This is a genomic window from Stutzerimonas chloritidismutans, assembly GCF_038562055.1.
Taxonomy (GTDB): Bacteria; Pseudomonadota; Gammaproteobacteria; order Pseudomonadales; family Pseudomonadaceae; genus Stutzerimonas; species Stutzerimonas chloritidismutans_A.
The window spans coordinates 540515-558402 of the sequence record NZ_JBCFXD010000002.1; the positions used below are offsets into that span (position 1 = coordinate 540515).

Here is a 17888-nt window from a genome sequence, read left to right on the forward strand (position 1 = left end):
AAGGAATCTCATGCCTCGATTGGAACCCGCCATGGCGCGCATCCGCGTCAAAGACCTGCGCCTACGTACCTTCATCGGTATCAAGGAAGAGGAAATCCTCAACAAGCAGGACGTCCTGATCAATCTGACCATCCTTTATCCGGCAGCCGATGCCGTGCGCGACAACGATATCGACCATGCGCTGAACTACCGAACCATCACCAAGGCGATCATCCAGCACGTCGAGGACAACCGCTTCGCCCTGCTAGAGCGACTCACCCAGGAAATCGTCGACCTGGTCATGGCGCATCCGCAAGTGCGCTACGCCGAGGTCGAAGTGGACAAACCGCACGCCCTGCGATTCGCCGAATCGGTATCGATTACCCTTGCCGCTCATCGTGAGTGACCGCCCGCGTCAGTCGCTGCCGTAGGCCAGGGTTGTCATCAGTGCCCGGTCGCCGCTGCGTGCATCCAACCGCGTGTGCTGAATGACCACCGGTATATTGGAGATAAACACGCTGGCGTAGTCGGTCTCACGGGGCACCGCCTCCGGCGTCTGCAGATCATCGAAACGCAAATGCAAGGTTCGCCGCGCGGGGACGCGTATGGAATATGGTCCGAACGGCTCGCGGTCAGCGAAGTACAGCGTCAGCTCGATCAAGGCCTCCAGCGGGCCTGCGTTCAGAATGCATGCCGTCTCGTGGCTGCGCAGTGCTGGCTCATCGGGTTTGGGCCCCAGCGCCGGCAGGTAACCTTCGGCTATCACCCAATACTTTTTTCCAATCACATCCAATCTCCTTCCAGCTTGATGACCGGCTGGCCATCCTGTCTAGCGGAGACGGTTGATGCCGCTAAAGTTCCCCGTCGCTCGCTGGCCCAGGACCAGCGTCGAGGTTATGATCCCGCCCACGTCTGCAACGCCGAGACCTTTGAAAATGAATGAGCAAGAACGCACCGAACTCGAAGCCGCTGCCTTTCGCCGCCTGGTCCAGCACCTGCGTAGCCGACCGGATGCACAAAACATCGACCTGATGAACCTGGCCGGCTTCTGCCGCAATTGCCTGTCCAAGTGGTACAAGGCCGCCGCCGAGGACTTGGACATCGAAGTCAGCCTCGACGAGGCGCGCGAAGAGGTCTATGGCATGCCCTATGCGGAATGGAAGAAACGCTATCAGAAGGACGCGACGCCGGAGCAACAGGCTGCGTTCGACAAGGGTCAGAAAACATGAGCAGCCTCAGGGACTTTCGCGCCAGCCTGCGCAACCGAAACCACCCATTCAGCGAGACGCTGGCATTCATTACCAGCGCCTACGACTATCAACCAACCCGTTTTTTTAATGGCAGCGTTGAAAACGCCGCCGGGCAGAACGAGGGTTCCTGCAAAACGCTGGGGCTGGCCGTGCTGGAAGGATTCACCACTGAAGAAGCCTTGTTGGCATTCGGGGAGCACTATCAATCGGTACTGGAGAATCCCAGTGGAACCGACCACCAGAACATTCGCGCGCTGATGGATACCGGGCTTCCGGGCGTACGCTTTGATCAGCAGCCGCTCAGGCGCAAACCGGTAAATTTCGAAGAGAAATAAAAAAGGGCCGGCCAGGCACTTGGGGAAGGCTTTAAGTGGACGGCACTGAAAACAAAAGGAGAGTTCGGGGCTAGCCTAACGACCAAGCGCAACGCCTGGCCATAACGTAAAGCGGATCGCCCCCATAGCTCTGGACTATCGATTGCTACGCCGCTTTTCCCGCACCGACAAAATCGGTAAGGTCCGGACCGTTCTTTCCGGAGTATCGCTAATGCCCCTCGCTGCCCTATCCGGCCCCCAATACCTGCGTGAAGGTTTGAAGCTGATTCTCAGCCCAGGACTCAGGCTGTTCGTCATTCTGCCGCTGACCGTCAATCTGCTGCTGTTCTGCGGCCTGATCTACCTGGCCGTGCGCCAATTCGGCGGCTGGGTCGACGCCTTCATGCCTAACCTCCCCGAGTGGCTGATGTTCCTCGAATACATCATCTGGCCTCTGTTCGTGGTGCTGGTGGTGCTGATCGTGTTCTTCACTTTCACCATACTCGCTAACATCATTGCCGCACCGTTCAATGGTTTTCTCGCCGAAAAGGTAGAAACCGTGGCGCGTGGCGTCGAAACCGCGCCGCCGTTCAGCTGGAGCGAACTGCTGGCGATGCTGCCGCGGACCCTTGGACGCGAGGCGCGCAAGCTGGCGTATTTTGCGCCTCGGGCGCTGGCGCTGCTGGTGCTCTCTTTCATTCCAGTGGTCAATCTGGTCGCGGCGCCACTGTGGCTGCTGTTCGGCGTCTGGATGATGGCGGTGCAGTACATCGACTATCCAGCGGACAACAACAAGCTGAGCTGGGCCGAAATGATGGTCTGGCTGCGCCAGCGCCGCTGGAAGAGCTTGAGTCTCGGCGCGGTAACCTACGCAGCGCTGCTGATTCCCTTCGTCAATCTGCTGATCATGCCGGCGGCCGTGGCAGCCGCAACGCTGTTCTGGGTGCGTGAAGGCGGCAAGTCGACCATGCCCGCCGCGGTCGATTCGTGAACTGCGAGACGTGGCGGTGTCTAGATCTGAACACCTTCACACCGGGAGACTCGCAATGGCGCTTACCGCCCTCGCAATCAACTGCACCCTCAAAGCATCGCCCGCAGAATCGTCCTGCAGCCTGCTGCTGAGCCAGGCTCAGCGCGAGCTTGAAAAGCTCGGCGTCAGTTGCGAGCAGATCCGCGCTGTGGACTTCAACATCAAGCCGGGCGTGACATCAGACGAAGGCGAAGGCGACGATTGGCCGATGATCAGGGAAAAGCTGCTTGCAGCGGATATCCTGATTCTTGGCACCCCGATATGGCTCGGCCATCCGGCCAGCGTGTGTCAGCGCGTACTGGAACGCCTGGACGCGTTCATTGGCGAAGTGGACGATCAGCAGCGGATGGTGTCCTACGGGCGGGTCGCTTGCGTCGCGGTGGTAGGCAATGAAGACGGCGCCCATCATGTGGTCGCCAGCCTCTATCAAGGCCTCAATGATGTGGGCTTCACCATCCCGGCCAACGGCTGCACCTACTGGGTCGGGCCGGCAATGGGGTCGACGGATTACAAGGATGTGGAAGACCCCGGCGAGAAAATTGGCAAGACCAATGCCATGCTGGCGCGCAACGCCGTGCACCTGGCCAAGCTGCTCAAGCAGTCCGGTTACCCGGGCGCCTCGCAATAACGCTGCGCAAAAAGAAGCCATCGCGAGGATGGCTTCTTTGCAGCGAAGTCACCTGCCCTGTCAGGCCAGCGTCTTCAGCGCTTCACGGCTAAAAGGCAGGATGTCTTGCATACGCCCTTCCTTCACCTTCAACGCCCAGTCCGGATCGCAGATGAGCGCGCGTCCCACTGCGACCAGATCGAACTCCTGCTTGTTCAGGCGCTCCAGCAAGCCTTCGATGTTGGCCGGCTGCGCCACCTTGTCAGTCTTGACCATGAACTGCAGAAATTCGCCATCAAGCCCCACGCTGCCGACCGTAATGGTGGGTTTTCCAGTCAGTTGACGGGTCCAGCCAGCAAGATTGAGTTCTGAACCTTCGAACTCTGGCTCCCAGAACCGGCGCGTCGAGCAATGGAAGATGTCCACGCCTGCTGCAGACAGCGGCTCGAGAAATTCGCCCAGCGCTTTGGGCGTGGTGACCAGGCGCGCGGTGTAATCCTGCTGCTTCCATTGGGAAAAGCGAAAGATGATCGGAAAATCGGGACCTACCGCGGCACGTACCGCCTCGATCAGCTCGATGGCGAAGCGCGAACGATTGGCCAGATTGCCACCGTATTCGTCGGTGCGCTGGTTGCTGCCTTCCCAGAAAAACTGATCAACCAGGTAGCCATGCGCACCATGGATCTCGACACCATCCATGCCGATGGTCTGGGCATCTTTGGCGGCCTGAGCGAAGGCCGCGATCACCTCCTGAATGTCCTGTTTGGTCATGCCGTGCACAACCACCTGACCATCCTTTAGCTTCTCCATCGGGCCATAACCCGGCACTTGCGGCTCCGGCTCAGTTCCCATGTGGCGAACATTGCCCACGTGCCATAGCTGCGGGACGATCTTGCCGCCTTCGGCGTGTACGGCCTCGACCACAGCCTTCCAGGCGGCCAGAGGGGCCTCACCGTAGAAGCGCGGCACGTGCGGATAGCCATTGGAGGCCTTGTGCCCGACCGTGGTGCCCTCGGTGATAATCAGCCCTACACCCGACGCGGCACGACGGCGGTAATACTCGACGACGTCCGCGGTTGGCACGCCATTAGGCGAGAACGAACGGGTCATCGGCGCCATCACGACACGGGTCGGCAGTTGCAAGCTACCGAGTTGGAAGGGTTGGAACAGAGCGTTCACGGCTGTGGTCATTGCTGTCTCCTCTGGCTTGAAGCAAAAGCGACCGGTCGTCTCGCCGATCGCCAAAAAAATCAGCGGGGCGTCAGCAGACGCTCCAGTTGGGTCAAAAATATGCTCAACGGCGCAACGCTGCGGCCCACCTTCATACGCAGCAAGGCGCCTTCCCAGGCATTGCCGATAAATTCAGCCAGCGCCAGGCAGTCAGTGTCGGCATCAATCTCACCGGCTGCGCGCGCCTGCTCAAGGCAGCCCGCCAACAGCTGGACCGAACGCATCAGGATCGCCTCGACCTGCTGCCCGATGGGCTGCGAAAGCTCGGCCATTTCAAAGCTCAAACTGCCGATGAAACAGTGATACTCGGGACTTTCCTGCCGCGAAAAATGCGCCACGACCTCAGTGTAGTAACCGACCACCCGTGCCCGCGGGCTCTGCTGAGCATCGCGTAGCGCTGCCTGATAACGCTCAAGCCGCGGTTGGTAGAGATGCTCAAGCGCCTGCAGGGCAAAATCTTCCTTGCTGGCGAAGTAGTGGTAGAAGGAGCCTTTAGGGATGCCGGCAGCCTGGACGATCTCCAACACGCCGGTGCCGTGATAGCCACGACGAGTCATCACCTGCGCCCCTTTGGCCAGGATTAGGTCACGTTTGTCGTTGCGGGCTTGGTTGCTCATGACACCAAGCATATGACCGGTCGTCTAGAGCGAATACCATCATCCACGGCGCTTATTGGCGTGCAATTTCTGTCGCGATGGTGGTTTCAGGAGAACGGGTTAGCGAACGCCACACTCTGTGCGGAGATAGCGCGCTCAGGCGAGCGCGCTTTCGATGGCCTGGATCAGCGCTGGATCATCCGGCGCCGTGCGCGGGGAGAAGCGCGCCAGCACGCGCCCATCCTTGCCCACCAAAAACTTTTCGAAGTTCCAGCTGATATCGCCTGGGAAGTCAGCGCCCTCGCCGGCCAACAGGCGATACAACGGGTGACGGTGCGAGCCGTTGACCTCGAGCTTGCTGCTTATGGGAAACGTGATGCCGTAGTTCTCATCGCAGAATTTCAGGATCTCTGCGTCGCTGCCCGGCTCCTGAGCGGCGAACTGGTTGCAAGGGACGCCCAGCACGCCGAAACCTCGATCCTTATAACGCTCATGCAGTGCTTGCAAACCTGCATATTGAGGCGTGAGACCGCACTCGGAAGCCACATTGACTACCAGTGTCACCTGGGATTTCAACGGCGCCAGGGGAAGTTCCTGGCCCGCAAGGCCGGGCAGAACCAACTCGTGAAACGCGCTCATGTGTCTCTACTCCAGAGTAAAAAAGCGCTCCGGCAGAACCGAAGCGCTTCCATGGCCCGATCGAATCGGGCCTTTCGCTGACCAGCCGGCTGCAGGCGCCGATCAGTGTTGGTGACCGCCTTCACCATGCACATGGCCATGAGCGATTTCTTCGTCGCTGGCTTCACGCACGTCAACAATCTTCACTTCGAAGTTGAGGCGTTGACCGGCCAGAGGATGGTTACCGTCGACGATCACATCGTCGCCTTCGACATCACGAATGGTGACGATCTGCATGCCGCCGTCCGGTCCGGACGCATGAAACTGCATGCCCACTTCCAGCTCATCGACACCTTCGAACATCGCCCGATTGAGTGTAGCGACCAGCTCCGGGCTGTACTCGCCATAGGCATCCTGCGGCTCGATGGAGACCTTCACCTCGTCACCACCTTGCTTGCCCTCCAGGGCTTTTTCCAAACCGGCAATGATGTTGCCCGAACCGTGCAAATAGACCAGCGGCGCGCCGCCGGCCGAGCTGTCGATCACTTCACCCGCATCGTTGGTGAGTGTGTAGTCGATTGACACAGCCTTGTTAGCGGCAATCTGCATGAGGCGAAACCTTTGTTGAGGGATGTAAGGCAAAGTCTAACCGCGACCCGCAGTGATTGCGAACCGCCGCAAGATTTAGGGGACCATCGGCAACGAGCAAAAAACAGCCTGAAGTCATGCGTAGGGCGCTACCAAATACAACCTTTGGAGAGCATCGCGGCCACATCAGTTGTGCAAGAATCCACGCCTGTAAATGTAGGCGACCTATTTCAACAATTATTTCGCATCCAAGGAGCACCGATGTCAGCTCGAAACATCCTGGTGATTAACTGCGGCAGTTCGTCGATCAAATTCGCGCTGGTCAACGAAGCCCAAGCGACTTTCCCCCTGCAGGGCCTGGCCGAACGTCTTGGCACCCCGGAAGCCGTAGTGCATTGGCAGCTGGGGGACACCAAGCAGAGCCTGAACATTCCGGGTGCCGATCACCGTGCCGCACTCGAAAAGCTCCTGCCGGTGGCTCAAGAGGCCGCAGGCGGCAAGCTGGACGGGATCGGCCATCGTGTGGTCCATGGCGGCGAACACTTCACCGGTTCTAGCCTGATCGACGAGCCGGTGCTCAAGGCGATTCGCGACAGCGCGCAGCTGGCGCCACTGCACAATCCGGCCAACCTGGTCGGAATTGATGCAGCCATGACGCTGTTCCCGGGCCTACCGCAGGTCAGCGTGTTCGACACCGCTTTCCACCAGACCATGCCGGAGCATGCGTTCCGCTACGCCGTGCCGGAATTCCTTTACAAGGAACACAGCGTCCGCCGCTACGGTTTCCACGGCACCAGCCACAACTATGTCAGCAAGCGTGCCGCCGAGATGACCGGACTTCCGGTCGATGACAGCTGCTGGCTGACGGCTCACTTGGGCAACGGTTGCTCGACCTGCGCCATCGTCAATGGTGAGAGCCGCGACACCAGCATGGGCCTGACCCCGCTGGAAGGCTTGGTAATGGGCACCCGCAGCGGTGATGTCGACCCAAATCTGCACAGCTACCTGAACCGTACCCTGGGCTGGAGCCTGGAGCAGATCGATCGCATGCTCAATCACGACAGCGGCCTGAAAGGCTTGTCCGGACTGTCCAATGACCTGCGCACGCTGCAGGAAGCCCGGGTTGCCGGGCATCCCGGCGCCACCCTGGCGTTCGAAGTCTTCTGCTACCGCCTGGCGAAGTCCCTGGCAAGCATGGCCTGCGCGCTGCCAAAACTCGACGGACTGATTTTCACCGGCGGCATCGGTGAGAACTCGACGGCCGTGCGCACCCGCACCCTAGAACATCTGAAGCTGTTCAACTTGAAGCTCGATGAAGAAGCTAACGCACGCTGCACGCGCGGTGTAGGCGGGGAAATCCAGGCGGCAGGCAGCCCCCGCGTGCTGGTGGTACCGACTAACGAAGAACGTCAGATCGCGCTGGACACACTGGCGCTGCTCGACGCCTGATAGCGCGCCGACAGCCAGACGCACTGCACGAACCCGACGACCGCCAGCGGCGTCGGGTTTCGTCTACTTGGCATCGCCCTTCGCCCGATAGGAGATCATCATGCATACCTTATTCCTCGCCCCCTGCGGTTTTGGCGGTGGCCTCAACTCCATCAGCCTCGGCCTGATCAGCGCACTCCAGCGCGCCGGGTTGAAGGTCGGCTTCTTCAAGCCCATCGCCCAGCCCTTCCCGCACGATCAAGGCCGTGAGCGCTCTTGCGTTCTGGTAGAACGCACTCTGAATATCGTGTCGCCCGAGCCGCTGCCATTGGAGCAGGTCGAGCGCCAGCTGGCCGACGGCGAGCTCGACCTGCTGCTCGAGGACGTGGTCAGCCGCTATCAGGAGGTTGCCGCGGGCAAGGACGTGGTCATTGTCGAAGGCATGGTGCCGACGCGTGAGTTCAACCACACCTCTAGGATCAACACGCATCTGGCGAAAAGCCTGGACGCGGATGTCATTCTGATTGCGGCGCAAGGAAGTGACACACTCAAGCGTCTGGCCGAACGCATCGAGATTCAGGCTCAACTGTTCGGTGGCGCCAAGGACTCGAAGGTGCTGGGCGTGATTCTCAACAAGGTCAAGGGTGACCAGGGTGCACCCGCCTTCATCGATGGCCTCAAGGCCCAGTTGCCTCTGCTGGGCACTGCAGATTTTCAACTGCTCGGCGCGATTCCTTTCGCCGACAAACTTAACGCCTTGAGGACCCGCGACATCGCCGAACTGCTCGACGCCAAGGTGCTTCACGCCGGTGAAGCGGAGCAGCGTCGCGTCGACAAGATCGTGCTGTGCGCCCGCGCTGTCCCCAATACGGTGCAGCTCCTGCAGCCAGGCGTTCTGGTGGTCACCCCGGGCGACCGCGACGACATCATTCTGGCCGCGAGCCTGGCTTCGCTCAACGGCGTCAAACTCGCAGGCCTGTTGCTTTGCAGCGACTTTGCCCCGGACCCGCGCATCCTCGAACTGTGCAAAGCGGCGCTCGATGGCGGCTTGCCGGTGATGACCGTGCAGACAGGTTCCTACGATACGGCAACCAACCTCTTCGGGCTGAACAAGGAGACCCCTGCGGACGACATCGAACGTGCCAGCCAGGTGACCGACTTCATTGCGCAGCACCTGCAACCCGAACTGCTGCATACCCGCCTCAGCGTGCCGCGCAGCGAGTTGCGACTGTCGCCTCCGGCATTTCGCTACCAGCTGGTCAAACGGGCCCAGCAGGCAAACAAGCGCATCGTTCTGCCGGAAGGCAATGAGCCGCGCACCATTCGCGCCGCAGCCATCTGCCAAGAACGTGGCATAGCGCGCTGCGTGCTGCTGGCCAAGCCGGAAGAAGTTCAGGCCGTTGCGCGCGAGCAAGGCATCCAGCTGCCGACAAGCCTGGAAATCCTCGACCCGGAACTGATCATCAACCAGTACGTCGAGCCGATGTGCGAAATGCGCAAGGCCAAGGGCCTGACACCAGACGATGCGCGTGAGCAGCTCAAAGACACCGCGGTACTGGGCACCATGATGCTGGCACTTGATGAAGTGGACGGCCTGGTTTCCGGCGCCGTGCACACCACTGCCAACACCATCCGCCCAGCATTGCAGCTGATCAAGACTGCACCTGGCTACAGCCTGGTCTCTTCAGTGTTCTTCATGCTGCTTCCGGATCAGGTACTGGTCTACGGTGACTGCGCAGTGAACCCGAACCCGAACGCGACCGAGCTGGCGGAGATCGCTCTGCAGAGCGCCGAATCTGCAGTCGCGCTGGGCGTAAACCCACGTGTGGCGATGATCAGTTATTCCACCGGCACGTCCGGCAGCGGCGCCGAGGTGGAGAAGGTTGCTGAAGCCACTCGCATCGCCCAGGAGCGCGCGCCCAGCCTGCCAATCGACGGCCCGCTGCAGTACGACGCTGCATCGGTCGCCAGTGTCGGCAAGCAAAAAGCGCCCAACAGCCTGGTCGCCGGTCAGGCTACGGTGTTTATCTTCCCTGACCTCAACACAGGCAACACGACCTACAAGGCGGTTCAACGCAGTGCCAACGTGATCAGCGTCGGCCCGATGTTGCAGGGCCTGCGCAAGCCAGTTAATGACCTGTCCCGCGGCGCTCTGGTGGACGACATCGTGTTCACCATCGCGTTGACCGCTCTGCAGGCCGACAACCAAAAGGCCTGATGGCATCCTCGCGCCCGGCCAGAGGGTCGGGCGCATCGCAATCTTCAGCACTACTTTTTAGCCTTGCAGTTCAGCCCGCAATCGGTACTCTTGCCGCCTTTATTGACGGATATAAGACCCAATCGATGCTGAGCGTCCTTCCTGCCCCTCTTCGGGGCGTCCTGGCCGGCCTGACGCTGGCATTGAATACCCTCTTCTGGTGCTGGCCGCTCTTTGCGCTATCACTGCTCAAGCTGGCATTACCCATCCCGAGTATCCAGCGAGCATTGCGCTTTGGTATGCACTGGATCGCCGAGTCCTGGATGGCGGTCAACAGTTTCTGGATGGACCAGGTGCGCCACACCGAATGGGACGTGCAGGGACTCGAGAAAGTCGACCTCGAGCACTCTTATCTGGTAACCAGCAATCATCAGAGCTGGGCTGACATCCTGATGCTGCAATACCAACTGAACCGGCGGATGCCGATACTGAAGTTCTTCCTCAAGCAGGAGCTGATCTGGGTACCTGTTATCGGTCTGTGCTGGTGGGCGCTGGAGTTTCCCTTCATGAAACGCTTCAGCAAGGAGTACCTGACAAAGTACCCGGAAAAACGCGGCGAGGACCTGGCGACCACACGCAAGGCCTGCGCGCGCTACCGAACCAACCCGGTGTCGGTGTTCAACTTCCTTGAAGGCACACGCTTCACCGAGGACAAGCACACTGAGCAGGCGTCGCCCTACCGCTACCTGCTTAAACCCAGGGCCGGCGGCATTGCCTTCGTGATCGACGCAATGGGTGAGCAATTGACCTCGTTGATCGACGTGACTATTCACTACCCAGGCGGCAATCCCAGCTTTTGGGACTTGCTCTGCGGTCGGATAGGTCAGGTCGTCATGCGCATTGGCTCGCAGCCGATCCCTGCCGAGTTCCTGCACCGCAGCTACGATCAGGACGAAGCCTACCGGCTGAGCTTTCAGGAGTGGGTCAATGAGCTGTGGAGCGAAAAGGACGCCGAACTCGAAAAGCTACACCGGCAATACCCGCCTCGCGATGGCGCTTCAGGCTAATCCGACCGGCCGACACTAGTCGGCTTGTCGATGTTCCAACTGGAGCCAATCGATTGTCCGTGGAAATTCCAAAGCGTCCTCTACAGCCAGCCCTGGCGCGACCAGAAAACCCTGCATCACCTGGCAATCGTGGGCGATCAACCACTCGCGCTGGGCAAGGGTTTCAACGCCTTCGGCAATCACCTCCAGGCCCAGATTTCGGCCCAGATCGATAATGGTGCTGACCACCGCGGCATCACGTGGCGAATCAAGCATATTGGCGATGAACAGGCGGTCGATCTTCAGCGTATCCAGGTCGAAATGGCGCAGGTAGGCAAGCGACGAGTAACCGGTGCCGAAGTCATCCACCGCCACTCTCACGCCCAACTCGCGCAACTGCCGAAGCTTGTCGCAGCTCTGCTCCAGATCCTGCATCAGTGCGCCTTCGGTGACTTCCAGCTCCAACTGGCGAGGATCTAGCTGATACTCATCGAGCAGCCGGCGCAACTCGTCGATCAATCCGGCCCGGCCAAACTGCACCGGGCTGACGTTGAAGCTCAGCACCAGCTTGTTGCCGAATCGCTCACGCCAGTCGCGGCACTGAGCCAGTCCCTCACGCAGCGCCCACTCGCCGACCCGATCAATCAGCCGGGTCTCTTCCAACAAGGGGATGAACACACTCGGCTCGACCGCACCGCGCCCGGCGTAATCCCAGCGCAGCAAGGCCTCGAATCCACGCAACTCGCCGCTCTCGAGCACGACCTGCGGCTGGTACGCCAAGGCGAAACCATTGCGCTCAATGGTGCTGCGCAAATTCTCTTCCATCATCAAGCGCGCATGTGCCCGTCCGTTCATCTCACCGGAGAAGAAGCGATATTGTTGCCGGCCGTTGCGCTTGGCCTCGTACATGGCCATATCCGCCGAGCGAAGCAGCTCCTCGACGCTCTGGCCGCAGTCCGGAAAATGGGCAATGCCGATACTGGCGCCGAGGGTGACGTCGGTCCCTTCGATGGTATGTCGAACCGAAATCAATTCGATGAGCTTCTCGGCGACCTTGGCGGCATCTTCCGGGTGGTCCAGAGAGTCCAGCAGCGCGGTGAACTCGTCTCCGCCCATCCGCGCAATGATGTCGTAGGGCCGCATGCAGGCCTCGAGCACACGCGCCACACGACAGAGGATCTCATCACCGGCATCGTGGCCCAGCGAATCGTTGATGCGCTTGAAGCCATCGAGATCAATGTAGAGGATGGCCATGCGTTTGCCGTTCCGGTCGACCCTCGCCAGCGCCGAATCCAGTGCCTGATGAAAACCACGCCTATTGAGCAGGCCGGTCAGCGAGTCGGTTACCGCTTGAGTCTCAAGCTGCATGTGAAGACTGCGCACCACCGACATATCCAGGGCGATGACAACCATTGAACGCTGCTGACGAGGCAGTGGCGATGACGACAGCGCCACGGGCAGCGTGTCACCGTTAGCGGTGAACAGCTGAGCTTCATGAAGACGATAGGTGCTGCCGCTACGCCAATGCTGGTAGAAATCAGTATCGCGCCAGGACTGAGGCATCTGCGGCGATGCCAGATGCTTGACCAGCGCAGTACCTTGCAGATCGTCAACACTGGTGTGCAGCATTTTGGCAATCGCCGGGTTGGCAAAGTTGATGAAACCGTCCTCACCCACCACCAGAATTCCTTCGGCGGCATTGCTCAGCACCGACGCATTGAACGCGCGGGCACTGTCGAGCTGCTGGCTGAGGACCTGCAAGTCACGCCGATTGTGCTCATGACTGAGCAGCGTGTTGATCTTGTGCTTGAGCACCTGCGGATCGAACGGTTTGAGAATGAAATCAACCGCACCCGTGGCGTAACCTCGTAACACCGACTCGCGAGTATGTGCGATGGCCGAGACAAAGATGATCGGCGTGTATCGCGAGTGCGGACTGCCGCGCATCAGGCGCGCCACTTCGAACCCATCCATGCCCGGCATCTGCACATCCAGCAGCACCAGCTCGACATCCAGATCAAGCAGTGCCTGAAGTGCGGCTTCGCCAGAATTAACCGTATGGACCTGCCAGTCACCGTCGCCGAGCAAGGCCTCCATGGCCACCAGGTTCGCTTCGCGATCATCGACGACCAACAATGTACGGGTCCGAGGCTGAGATTGGGGTTGCGACCACGCCATCAGCCAAGCTCCCTGCACAACGTAATGTGGCTTCCGTTACCAGCGTCCACAAGGACGCCAGTTCGGCTTGATCGATGCGTCACACACTTCTCCTTACGGACTTGCATGGGGGCCATCAGTACGCTCCAGACGCCGCAGCAGTTCGACCAGCCGGGCGCTGTCGACCGGTTTGAACAGGATGTCGTCGGCACCGGCCGGAAGGTTCTGCTCTGTCCCAGCTGTATCAGAACCGACTGCCATCGCCACAATCGGCACCTGACAACCATAGTCGTTTCTGAGCTGATGGATCAGTGCGGGGCCGCCGTTGTCAGGCATAGACAGATCCACCAACGCAAGATCGAACGCATCCTGATCGAAGCGTTCCAGCGCCTCGGCACAGCTTGTTACCGGCACCACCTGCAGCCCCTGCTCGTCGAGCAAAGCACTGACGGCATAGATCGCCCGCACGTCCGAATCCACCAGCAGTACCCGCTGCCCCAGCAGGGGATGTTCCAGTTCGCCTATTCCCCACGCAGCAGCATCAACCCCACCGGGCTTAAGTGCATCTTCCATATGCTCCATTCCTTCTGTCTTTGACAACGCAACCGCTGAATAACGCTTAAGCCGCTGCAGATTCTTTTCCGATAACGTGTCTCGGCTGGTCAGGATCACCCTGACATCTTTGAGCGAGCGAAGCCGGTCGAGCGCATCCAGCAGCTCCAGCCCGCTTTCGCCGGAGAGATCGAAGTCGATGATCAGCGCCGCATATCGGTGCTCTGCATAGGCCAGCCGAGCCTCTTCACTGCGCTGGCATTCGCTGACCCGGTAACCGAGCCGCTCGAAATATTCACGCAGCTGTCGGCGCCGCTCCGGATCAGTCTCCAGCAGCAACAGCCGAGTCGAATTGCCTTCCTGCTTCGAAAGATCGACAAACAGGCGCTCCAGCTCTGACTGGGCCACGGGCTTGAGCAAGTAACGTGAGCCGTCATCCGACCAGCCCTGCGGCTGCGGCACGCAAGAAATGATGTAGACCGGTGTGTCCTGATGCTTGGGGTCGGCACGCAATGCTCGGTGGACCTGCCAGCCGCTGACATCAGGAAGCAGCACATCCAGGATCACCGCCGCAAAACTGTCCTGAGCGAGTGCATCCAGCCCCTCTTGCCCACTACCGCATATAACACTGGAAAAACCGTGAGACTGTGCCACCTCGGCCACTACCGAGGCGAAATCGGCATCATCCTCGACAATCAACAGGCCACCACCTTGGCCACGGCGCTGGACGGGCCGCAGCGTCCGAATCTCGGCTGTCGCCGACACTTTCAATGGCAGCTCTACGGTGAAACTGGAACCCTGCCCCGGCGAGCTTGTAAGACTGATCCCGCCACCCAGAACCTCTGCCAGTTGCCGCGCGATTGCAAGACCAAGCCCTGTGCCGCCGTATTGCCGGCTGATCGAGCCATCGATCTGCTGGAACGCCTGGAAGATCCGCTCTTGCTGATCTTCGGCAATACCGATACCAGTGTCGGTCACGCAGATCTGCAGCATGGCTTCATCGACAGGTCTCTCAGCCGACCGGCTGGTGACGTGGATATCGACGGAACCATGCTCGGTGAACTTCAGCGCATTGGTCACCAGGTTGCGCAAAATTTGTTGAAGCCGCGCTCGGTCACTGACAATCGAGGGCGGAACGTCCGGGTCAATCCGAGTGGTAAGAGAAAGTCCATTCTGGTCAGCCATCGGCTGCAGTCCAGCTTGAAGCTCCCCGAGCAGTTCGCTGAGGTCGAACGGCTCCGACTTTATCTGCATGTGACCGGCTTCGATCTTTGCCAGATCAAGCACGTCATTGATCAGCTGGAGCAGATCATGACCGGCGCGGTGCATGATGTCGGCGTGGCGAACCTGTTTTTCGGTCAGATTGCTCGCAGCGTTCTGTCTCAATTGATCGCTCAGGATAAGAATACTGTTGAGCGGCGTGCGCAGCTCGTGCGACATGTTGGCGAGGAACTCGGATTTGTACCGATTGGCGGTCATCAACTCATTGGCTTGATCCCGTAGACGCCGCTCTGCTGCTTTGCGATGAGCGATATCGATTACAACCGCCTGCACCAGCTGTTCTTCGCCGCTACGCAGCGGCGACAGACCGACTTCCACGGGCAGCAAATGGCCATCCCTATGGCGGCCGAACAACTCACGATTCTCACCAAGGCGACGTGATTCGAGCGTCTGGCCAAAACGGTGACGCACTTCGACGTAAATCTTGCGCATTGACTCAGGGATCAGCATTTCAACCGGCTGACCCAACAGCTCTTGTCGGCTGTAGCCGAACAGCAGCTCGGTCTGACGGTTGACCATTACGATCTGCCCTTCTTGATCGAACAGCAGAAAAGCATTCGGCGAGGCTTCGACCACATTGCGGAAACGCTCCTCGTCACGCTTGCGCTGCTGCAAGTCCACGAGATTGAGCAGGTGGTGAACGGTCTTGTCGCGTTTGAAAGTGGTCAGACTGAGCGAAACAGGGACAGGTGTGCCATCCTCCCGCAGCGCTTGGCTCTCCTGCTGATTGGCGTCCAGCAAACTCCCGTCTGCAGCCTTCTGGAAAGCGGAAGGAATGTAGTGACTGAGGCGCTCACCAGCGAGCAATCCCGCGCTGCTACCCAGCAGCGCAGCGGCGCTCTGGTTGGCCAGTTCTATGCGTCCTTCATCGCTACAGAGCACGGTGGCCACTGGCAGCTGCTCGATCAGTTGACGGAACCACGCCTCCCGCTCCTGAAGCTGCGCGCCGAGTGCCTGGCTGCTGCGCAGGGTTCGTTCGCGCAAATACAGGTAGCCGCCAATCAAGAGAGAGAACAATGCGGCTGCGGTCAGCGCCGCAGCGAGATTAAACGCCCGCCCAACCCGGTTGAGGATGGCTTCGTATTCCGGTGTGCTGGCGACTTCCAGCTGCCAGCTGCGGCCGTACATGTAAATGTTGCGGACGCGGTGGAAGCTTGCATCGCTACTCACCGGAGCGCGTCCTACCAGCAACGGCTCGTCCGGGGCGGCGGCGTCGAATAGCTGCAACTGAAACAGCTTGCTGCGCGAGCCCAATACCCCTTCCACCAGATCGGTCAGCCGAAAAGCGCCATGAAGCGTGCCGGCAAATGATTCCTGGCGCTCCTCCAGGGTCGTGATGGGCGCCCGGGCGCGATAAAGCGGCAAATACAGCAAGATCCCTACCTGGGCATTCTGCTCTGTCTCTTGCTTGAGTCGCACCGGCCCGGTAAGCATAGGGGTGCCGATATTACGCGCCGCCATAACGGCTTCCCTGCGCGTTTCTTCACTCAGCATGTCAAAACCCAACACCCGCCGGTTACGCCAATCGAGTGGATGGATGAAATCGACGATCAGGTAATCACCGCGCTCCCCTCGGGGATACATGCGGAAATCACCACGGCCGCTCTCGCGGATTTCAGCAAGGGTCGATTCGAGGTTGTCCGCTCGCGCATAGCGAGCGAGGGCAATGGCCTGGATGCCGGGGTAGAAATCCTGCAGCTGAAGCTGATCGGAAGCACGACTCCAGTCCTGCAGACTGACCTCGTCACTGCCGACAAAAAGCCCTGCCAGCCCCCGCAGGACCATCTCATACGCGCGCATGCGCTCGCGCAGGTTGCTTTCGACGTCATTGACCGCCAAGTTGAATCGCTGGGCCTGCTCAGCGCGCACGCGCATTTCCTGAACATGCCACTGCCAGCCGACCCATCCTCCGAGCCCCGCCATCAGGGCCAGCGTCACCACCAATGGCAGCCAAGGCTTACGAGAATGGAGAGCGGAACGATCATCCATTCGACCTCCTCAGTGCCACTACATGGCTCGCTGTTACGAGCTTCAGAGTCGTGGATCGCTCAGAGGTTCAATTGAACCGAGAAAAAGCTATAAAGCTGACGCCACCAAAATGGCACAAGCAAAATCCACTACGACCTCGCCTGTGCCTGGCCGCTTACAGCGGTCGCAGATTGATCTCCACGCGGCGGTTCTGCGCGCGACCAGCAGCGGTGTCGTTGCTGGCGATCGGCTGGCTCGAGCCTGCACCATAAGATGAGATACGCGACGCCGGTACGCCGTTACCTTCTAGGTAGGCCGCGACACTACGAGCACGACGATTCGAAAGCTCCTGGTTGAGTTGCTGCGAGCCGGTGCTGTCGGTATGGCCGGTAATGTCGATGCCGTTCTTGTTGAACTCTTTGAACACTTGAACCAGCGAATTGAGCGTTGAGTAGAAGCTGCTGGATATATCTGCCGAGTTGCTTGCAAAGGTGATGTTGCCCGGCATGATCAGCGTCAGGTTATCGCCTTGACGCTGGACCTGTACGCCAGACCCCTGCAGCGTCTGGCGTAGCTTGGCTTCCTGGGTATCGACGTAATAACCATAGCCACCGCCCGCGGCACCGCCGACTGTGGCTCCGATCAAGGCGCCTTTGGCACGATCCTTTTTGCTGGAGGTGGCCGCACCGATCACTGCGCCGCTGACCGCACCAATACCGCCATAGATACCGGCCTTGCCAGCTTCTCGCTCACCGGTATAGGGATTGTTGGTACAGCCGACCAGCAGCGCAAGGGTTGCGGCGAGTGCGGTCAGGTTACTGATCTTTTTCATATCTACTTCCTTCATCTGCGGGACGCCAGCCCGTTACAACACGGACCGGAATGCGCTGTTAGGGTAACACCCGCCCGCCGGCGGAACCGGAACGTCCCGACGAACCCGAAACGATTCGAGCTCCAAGTATTTTGCTGGGGCCCTGCTGTGGCCGCTGGCCTTGAGGGAAAGCCACCACAATGATGATCGGCTGTTAATAGCACCTGAGGGAGTGA

Annotated in this window: 16 protein-coding genes; 8 read left to right on the forward strand and 8 right to left on the reverse strand. The window is 59.7% G+C overall.

Annotated elements, in window-relative coordinates; genetic code table 11:
* The first annotated feature begins 10 nt into the window (after positions 1 to 10).
* Complete coding sequence (gene folX, locus AAGW23_RS05985; protein ID WP_102835658.1) at positions 11 to 385, forward strand: dihydroneopterin triphosphate 2'-epimerase; 375 nt, start codon at positions 11 to 13, stop codon at positions 383 to 385.
* Positions 386 to 394: 9 nt separating this feature from the next.
* Here folX and AAGW23_RS05990 read toward each other — a convergent pair whose 3' ends face one another.
* Complete coding sequence (locus tag AAGW23_RS05990) at positions 395 to 766, reverse strand: sensory rhodopsin transducer (RefSeq protein WP_342405410.1); 372 nt, start codon at positions 764 to 766, stop codon at positions 395 to 397.
* A gap of 148 nt (positions 767 to 914) precedes the next feature.
* Between AAGW23_RS05990 and AAGW23_RS05995 the strand changes: the two genes are divergently transcribed.
* The 4 genes from AAGW23_RS05995 to AAGW23_RS06010 all read left to right on the forward strand — a co-directional run bounded on the left by AAGW23_RS05995 (position 915) and on the right by AAGW23_RS06010 (position 3201).
* Positions 915 to 1208: a DUF1244 domain-containing protein gene (locus tag AAGW23_RS05995; RefSeq protein ID WP_342405411.1), complete on the forward strand. Its 294-nt coding sequence runs from the start codon at positions 915 to 917 to the stop codon at positions 1206 to 1208.
* Positions 1205 to 1564 carry a HopJ type III effector protein gene (locus AAGW23_RS06000; RefSeq protein WP_342405412.1) on the forward strand — a complete coding sequence of 120 codons (360 nt, stop codon included), beginning with the start codon at positions 1205 to 1207 and terminating at the stop codon, positions 1562 to 1564. The genes AAGW23_RS05995 and AAGW23_RS06000 overlap by 4 nt, the downstream gene beginning before the upstream one ends.
* Positions 1565 to 1775: 211 nt before the next feature.
* Positions 1776 to 2534: a sulfate transporter CysZ gene (gene cysZ / locus AAGW23_RS06005; RefSeq protein WP_342405413.1), complete on the forward strand. Its 759-nt coding sequence runs from the start codon at positions 1776 to 1778 to the stop codon at positions 2532 to 2534.
* A 55-nt stretch (positions 2535 to 2589) separates the two neighbouring features.
* Positions 2590 to 3201 carry a flavodoxin family protein gene (locus AAGW23_RS06010; RefSeq protein ID WP_342405414.1) on the forward strand — a complete coding sequence of 204 codons (612 nt, stop codon included), beginning with the start codon at positions 2590 to 2592 and terminating at the stop codon, positions 3199 to 3201.
* Between the two features lie 60 nt (positions 3202 to 3261).
* Here the strand turns inward: AAGW23_RS06010 and AAGW23_RS06015 are convergent, their stop codons facing one another.
* The 4 genes from AAGW23_RS06015 to AAGW23_RS06030 all read right to left on the reverse strand — a co-directional run bounded on the left by AAGW23_RS06015 (position 3262) and on the right by AAGW23_RS06030 (position 6233).
* On the reverse strand, positions 3262 to 4371 hold the full coding sequence (locus AAGW23_RS06015) for an NADH:flavin oxidoreductase (protein WP_342405415.1): 1110 nt from the start codon (positions 4369 to 4371) through the stop codon (positions 3262 to 3264).
* Positions 4372 to 4430: 59 nt separating this feature from the next.
* Entirely contained in the window at positions 4431 to 5027 is a 597-nt protein-coding gene (locus AAGW23_RS06020) for a TetR/AcrR family transcriptional regulator (protein WP_342405416.1), read from the reverse strand.
* Positions 5028 to 5162: 135 nt separating this feature from the next.
* Complete coding sequence (locus AAGW23_RS06025; RefSeq protein ID WP_342405417.1) at positions 5163 to 5645, reverse strand: glutathione peroxidase; 483 nt, start codon at positions 5643 to 5645, stop codon at positions 5163 to 5165.
* A 102-nt stretch (positions 5646 to 5747) separates the two neighbouring features.
* Positions 5748 to 6233 (reverse strand): FKBP-type peptidyl-prolyl cis-trans isomerase, encoded by a 486-nt coding sequence (locus AAGW23_RS06030; RefSeq protein WP_102835650.1) that lies wholly within the window; start codon positions 6231 to 6233, stop codon positions 5748 to 5750.
* 240 nt (positions 6234 to 6473) lie between these two features.
* On the opposite strand from AAGW23_RS06030, the gene AAGW23_RS06035 reads away from it, so the two are divergent.
* From AAGW23_RS06035 to AAGW23_RS06045, 3 genes are all read left to right on the forward strand, one after another.
* Positions 6474 to 7661, forward strand: coding sequence for an acetate kinase (locus AAGW23_RS06035; protein ID WP_342405418.1), 1188 nt, complete (start codon positions 6474 to 6476; stop codon positions 7659 to 7661).
* A gap of 100 nt (positions 7662 to 7761) precedes the next feature.
* The gene (gene pta / locus AAGW23_RS06040; protein ID WP_342405419.1) at positions 7762 to 9858 is read left to right on the forward strand and encodes a phosphate acetyltransferase; all 2097 of its coding nucleotides are present in this window, start codon (positions 7762 to 7764) and stop codon (positions 9856 to 9858) included.
* Positions 9859 to 9983: 125 nt separating this feature from the next.
* Positions 9984 to 10904, forward strand: coding sequence for an acyltransferase (locus AAGW23_RS06045; protein WP_342405420.1), 921 nt, complete (start codon positions 9984 to 9986; stop codon positions 10902 to 10904).
* A 15-nt stretch (positions 10905 to 10919) separates the two neighbouring features.
* Here the strand turns inward: AAGW23_RS06045 and AAGW23_RS06050 are convergent, their stop codons facing one another.
* The 3 genes from AAGW23_RS06050 to AAGW23_RS06060 form a co-directional block, all read right to left on the reverse strand.
* Entirely contained in the window at positions 10920 to 13061 is a 2142-nt protein-coding gene (locus AAGW23_RS06050) for a two-component system response regulator (protein WP_342405421.1), read from the reverse strand.
* A gap of 93 nt (positions 13062 to 13154) precedes the next feature.
* Complete coding sequence (locus tag AAGW23_RS06055; RefSeq protein WP_342405422.1) at positions 13155 to 16862, reverse strand: CHASE domain-containing protein; 3708 nt, start codon at positions 16860 to 16862, stop codon at positions 13155 to 13157.
* Between the two features lie 154 nt (positions 16863 to 17016).
* Positions 17017 to 17673: an OmpA family protein gene (locus AAGW23_RS06060; RefSeq protein ID WP_342405423.1), complete on the reverse strand. Its 657-nt coding sequence runs from the start codon at positions 17671 to 17673 to the stop codon at positions 17017 to 17019.
* Positions 17674 to 17888: the final 215 nt, after the last annotated feature.

What these genes read in the sequence shown, in the direction of transcription:
- cysZ (WP_342405413.1), top strand. Translation starts at nt 1,776, where the DNA reads ATGCCCCTCGCTGCCCTATCCGGCCCCCAATACCTGCGTGAAGGTTTG.
- AAGW23_RS06035 (WP_342405418.1), top strand. Translation starts at nt 6,474, where the DNA reads ATGTCAGCTCGAAACATCCTGGTGATTAACTGCGGCAGTTCGTCGATC.
- AAGW23_RS05995 (WP_342405411.1), top strand. Translation starts at nt 915, where the DNA reads ATGAATGAGCAAGAACGCACCGAACTCGAAGCCGCTGCCTTTCGCCGC.
- AAGW23_RS06045 (WP_342405420.1), top strand. Translation starts at nt 9,984, where the DNA reads ATGCTGAGCGTCCTTCCTGCCCCTCTTCGGGGCGTCCTGGCCGGCCTG.
- AAGW23_RS06060 (WP_342405423.1), bottom strand. Translation starts at nt 17,673, where the DNA reads ATGAAAAAGATCAGTAACCTGACCGCACTCGCCGCAACCCTTGCGCTG.
- AAGW23_RS06055 (WP_342405422.1), bottom strand. Translation starts at nt 16,862, where the DNA reads ATGGATGATCGTTCCGCTCTCCATTCTCGTAAGCCTTGGCTGCCATTG.
- AAGW23_RS06020 (WP_342405416.1), bottom strand. Translation starts at nt 5,027, where the DNA reads ATGAGCAACCAAGCCCGCAACGACAAACGTGACCTAATCCTGGCCAAA.
- AAGW23_RS06000 (WP_342405412.1), top strand. Translation starts at nt 1,205, where the DNA reads ATGAGCAGCCTCAGGGACTTTCGCGCCAGCCTGCGCAACCGAAACCAC.
- AAGW23_RS06050 (WP_342405421.1), bottom strand. Translation starts at nt 13,061, where the DNA reads ATGGCGTGGTCGCAACCCCAATCTCAGCCTCGGACCCGTACATTGTTG.
- pta (WP_342405419.1), top strand. Translation starts at nt 7,762, where the DNA reads ATGCATACCTTATTCCTCGCCCCCTGCGGTTTTGGCGGTGGCCTCAAC.
- AAGW23_RS06025 (WP_342405417.1), bottom strand. Translation starts at nt 5,645, where the DNA reads ATGAGCGCGTTTCACGAGTTGGTTCTGCCCGGCCTTGCGGGCCAGGAA.
- folX (WP_102835658.1), top strand. Translation starts at nt 11, where the DNA reads ATGCCTCGATTGGAACCCGCCATGGCGCGCATCCGCGTCAAAGACCTG.
- AAGW23_RS06010 (WP_342405414.1), top strand. Translation starts at nt 2,590, where the DNA reads ATGGCGCTTACCGCCCTCGCAATCAACTGCACCCTCAAAGCATCGCCC.
- AAGW23_RS06015 (WP_342405415.1), bottom strand. Translation starts at nt 4,371, where the DNA reads ATGACCACAGCCGTGAACGCTCTGTTCCAACCCTTCCAACTCGGTAGC.
- AAGW23_RS06030 (WP_102835650.1), bottom strand. Translation starts at nt 6,233, where the DNA reads ATGCAGATTGCCGCTAACAAGGCTGTGTCAATCGACTACACACTCACC.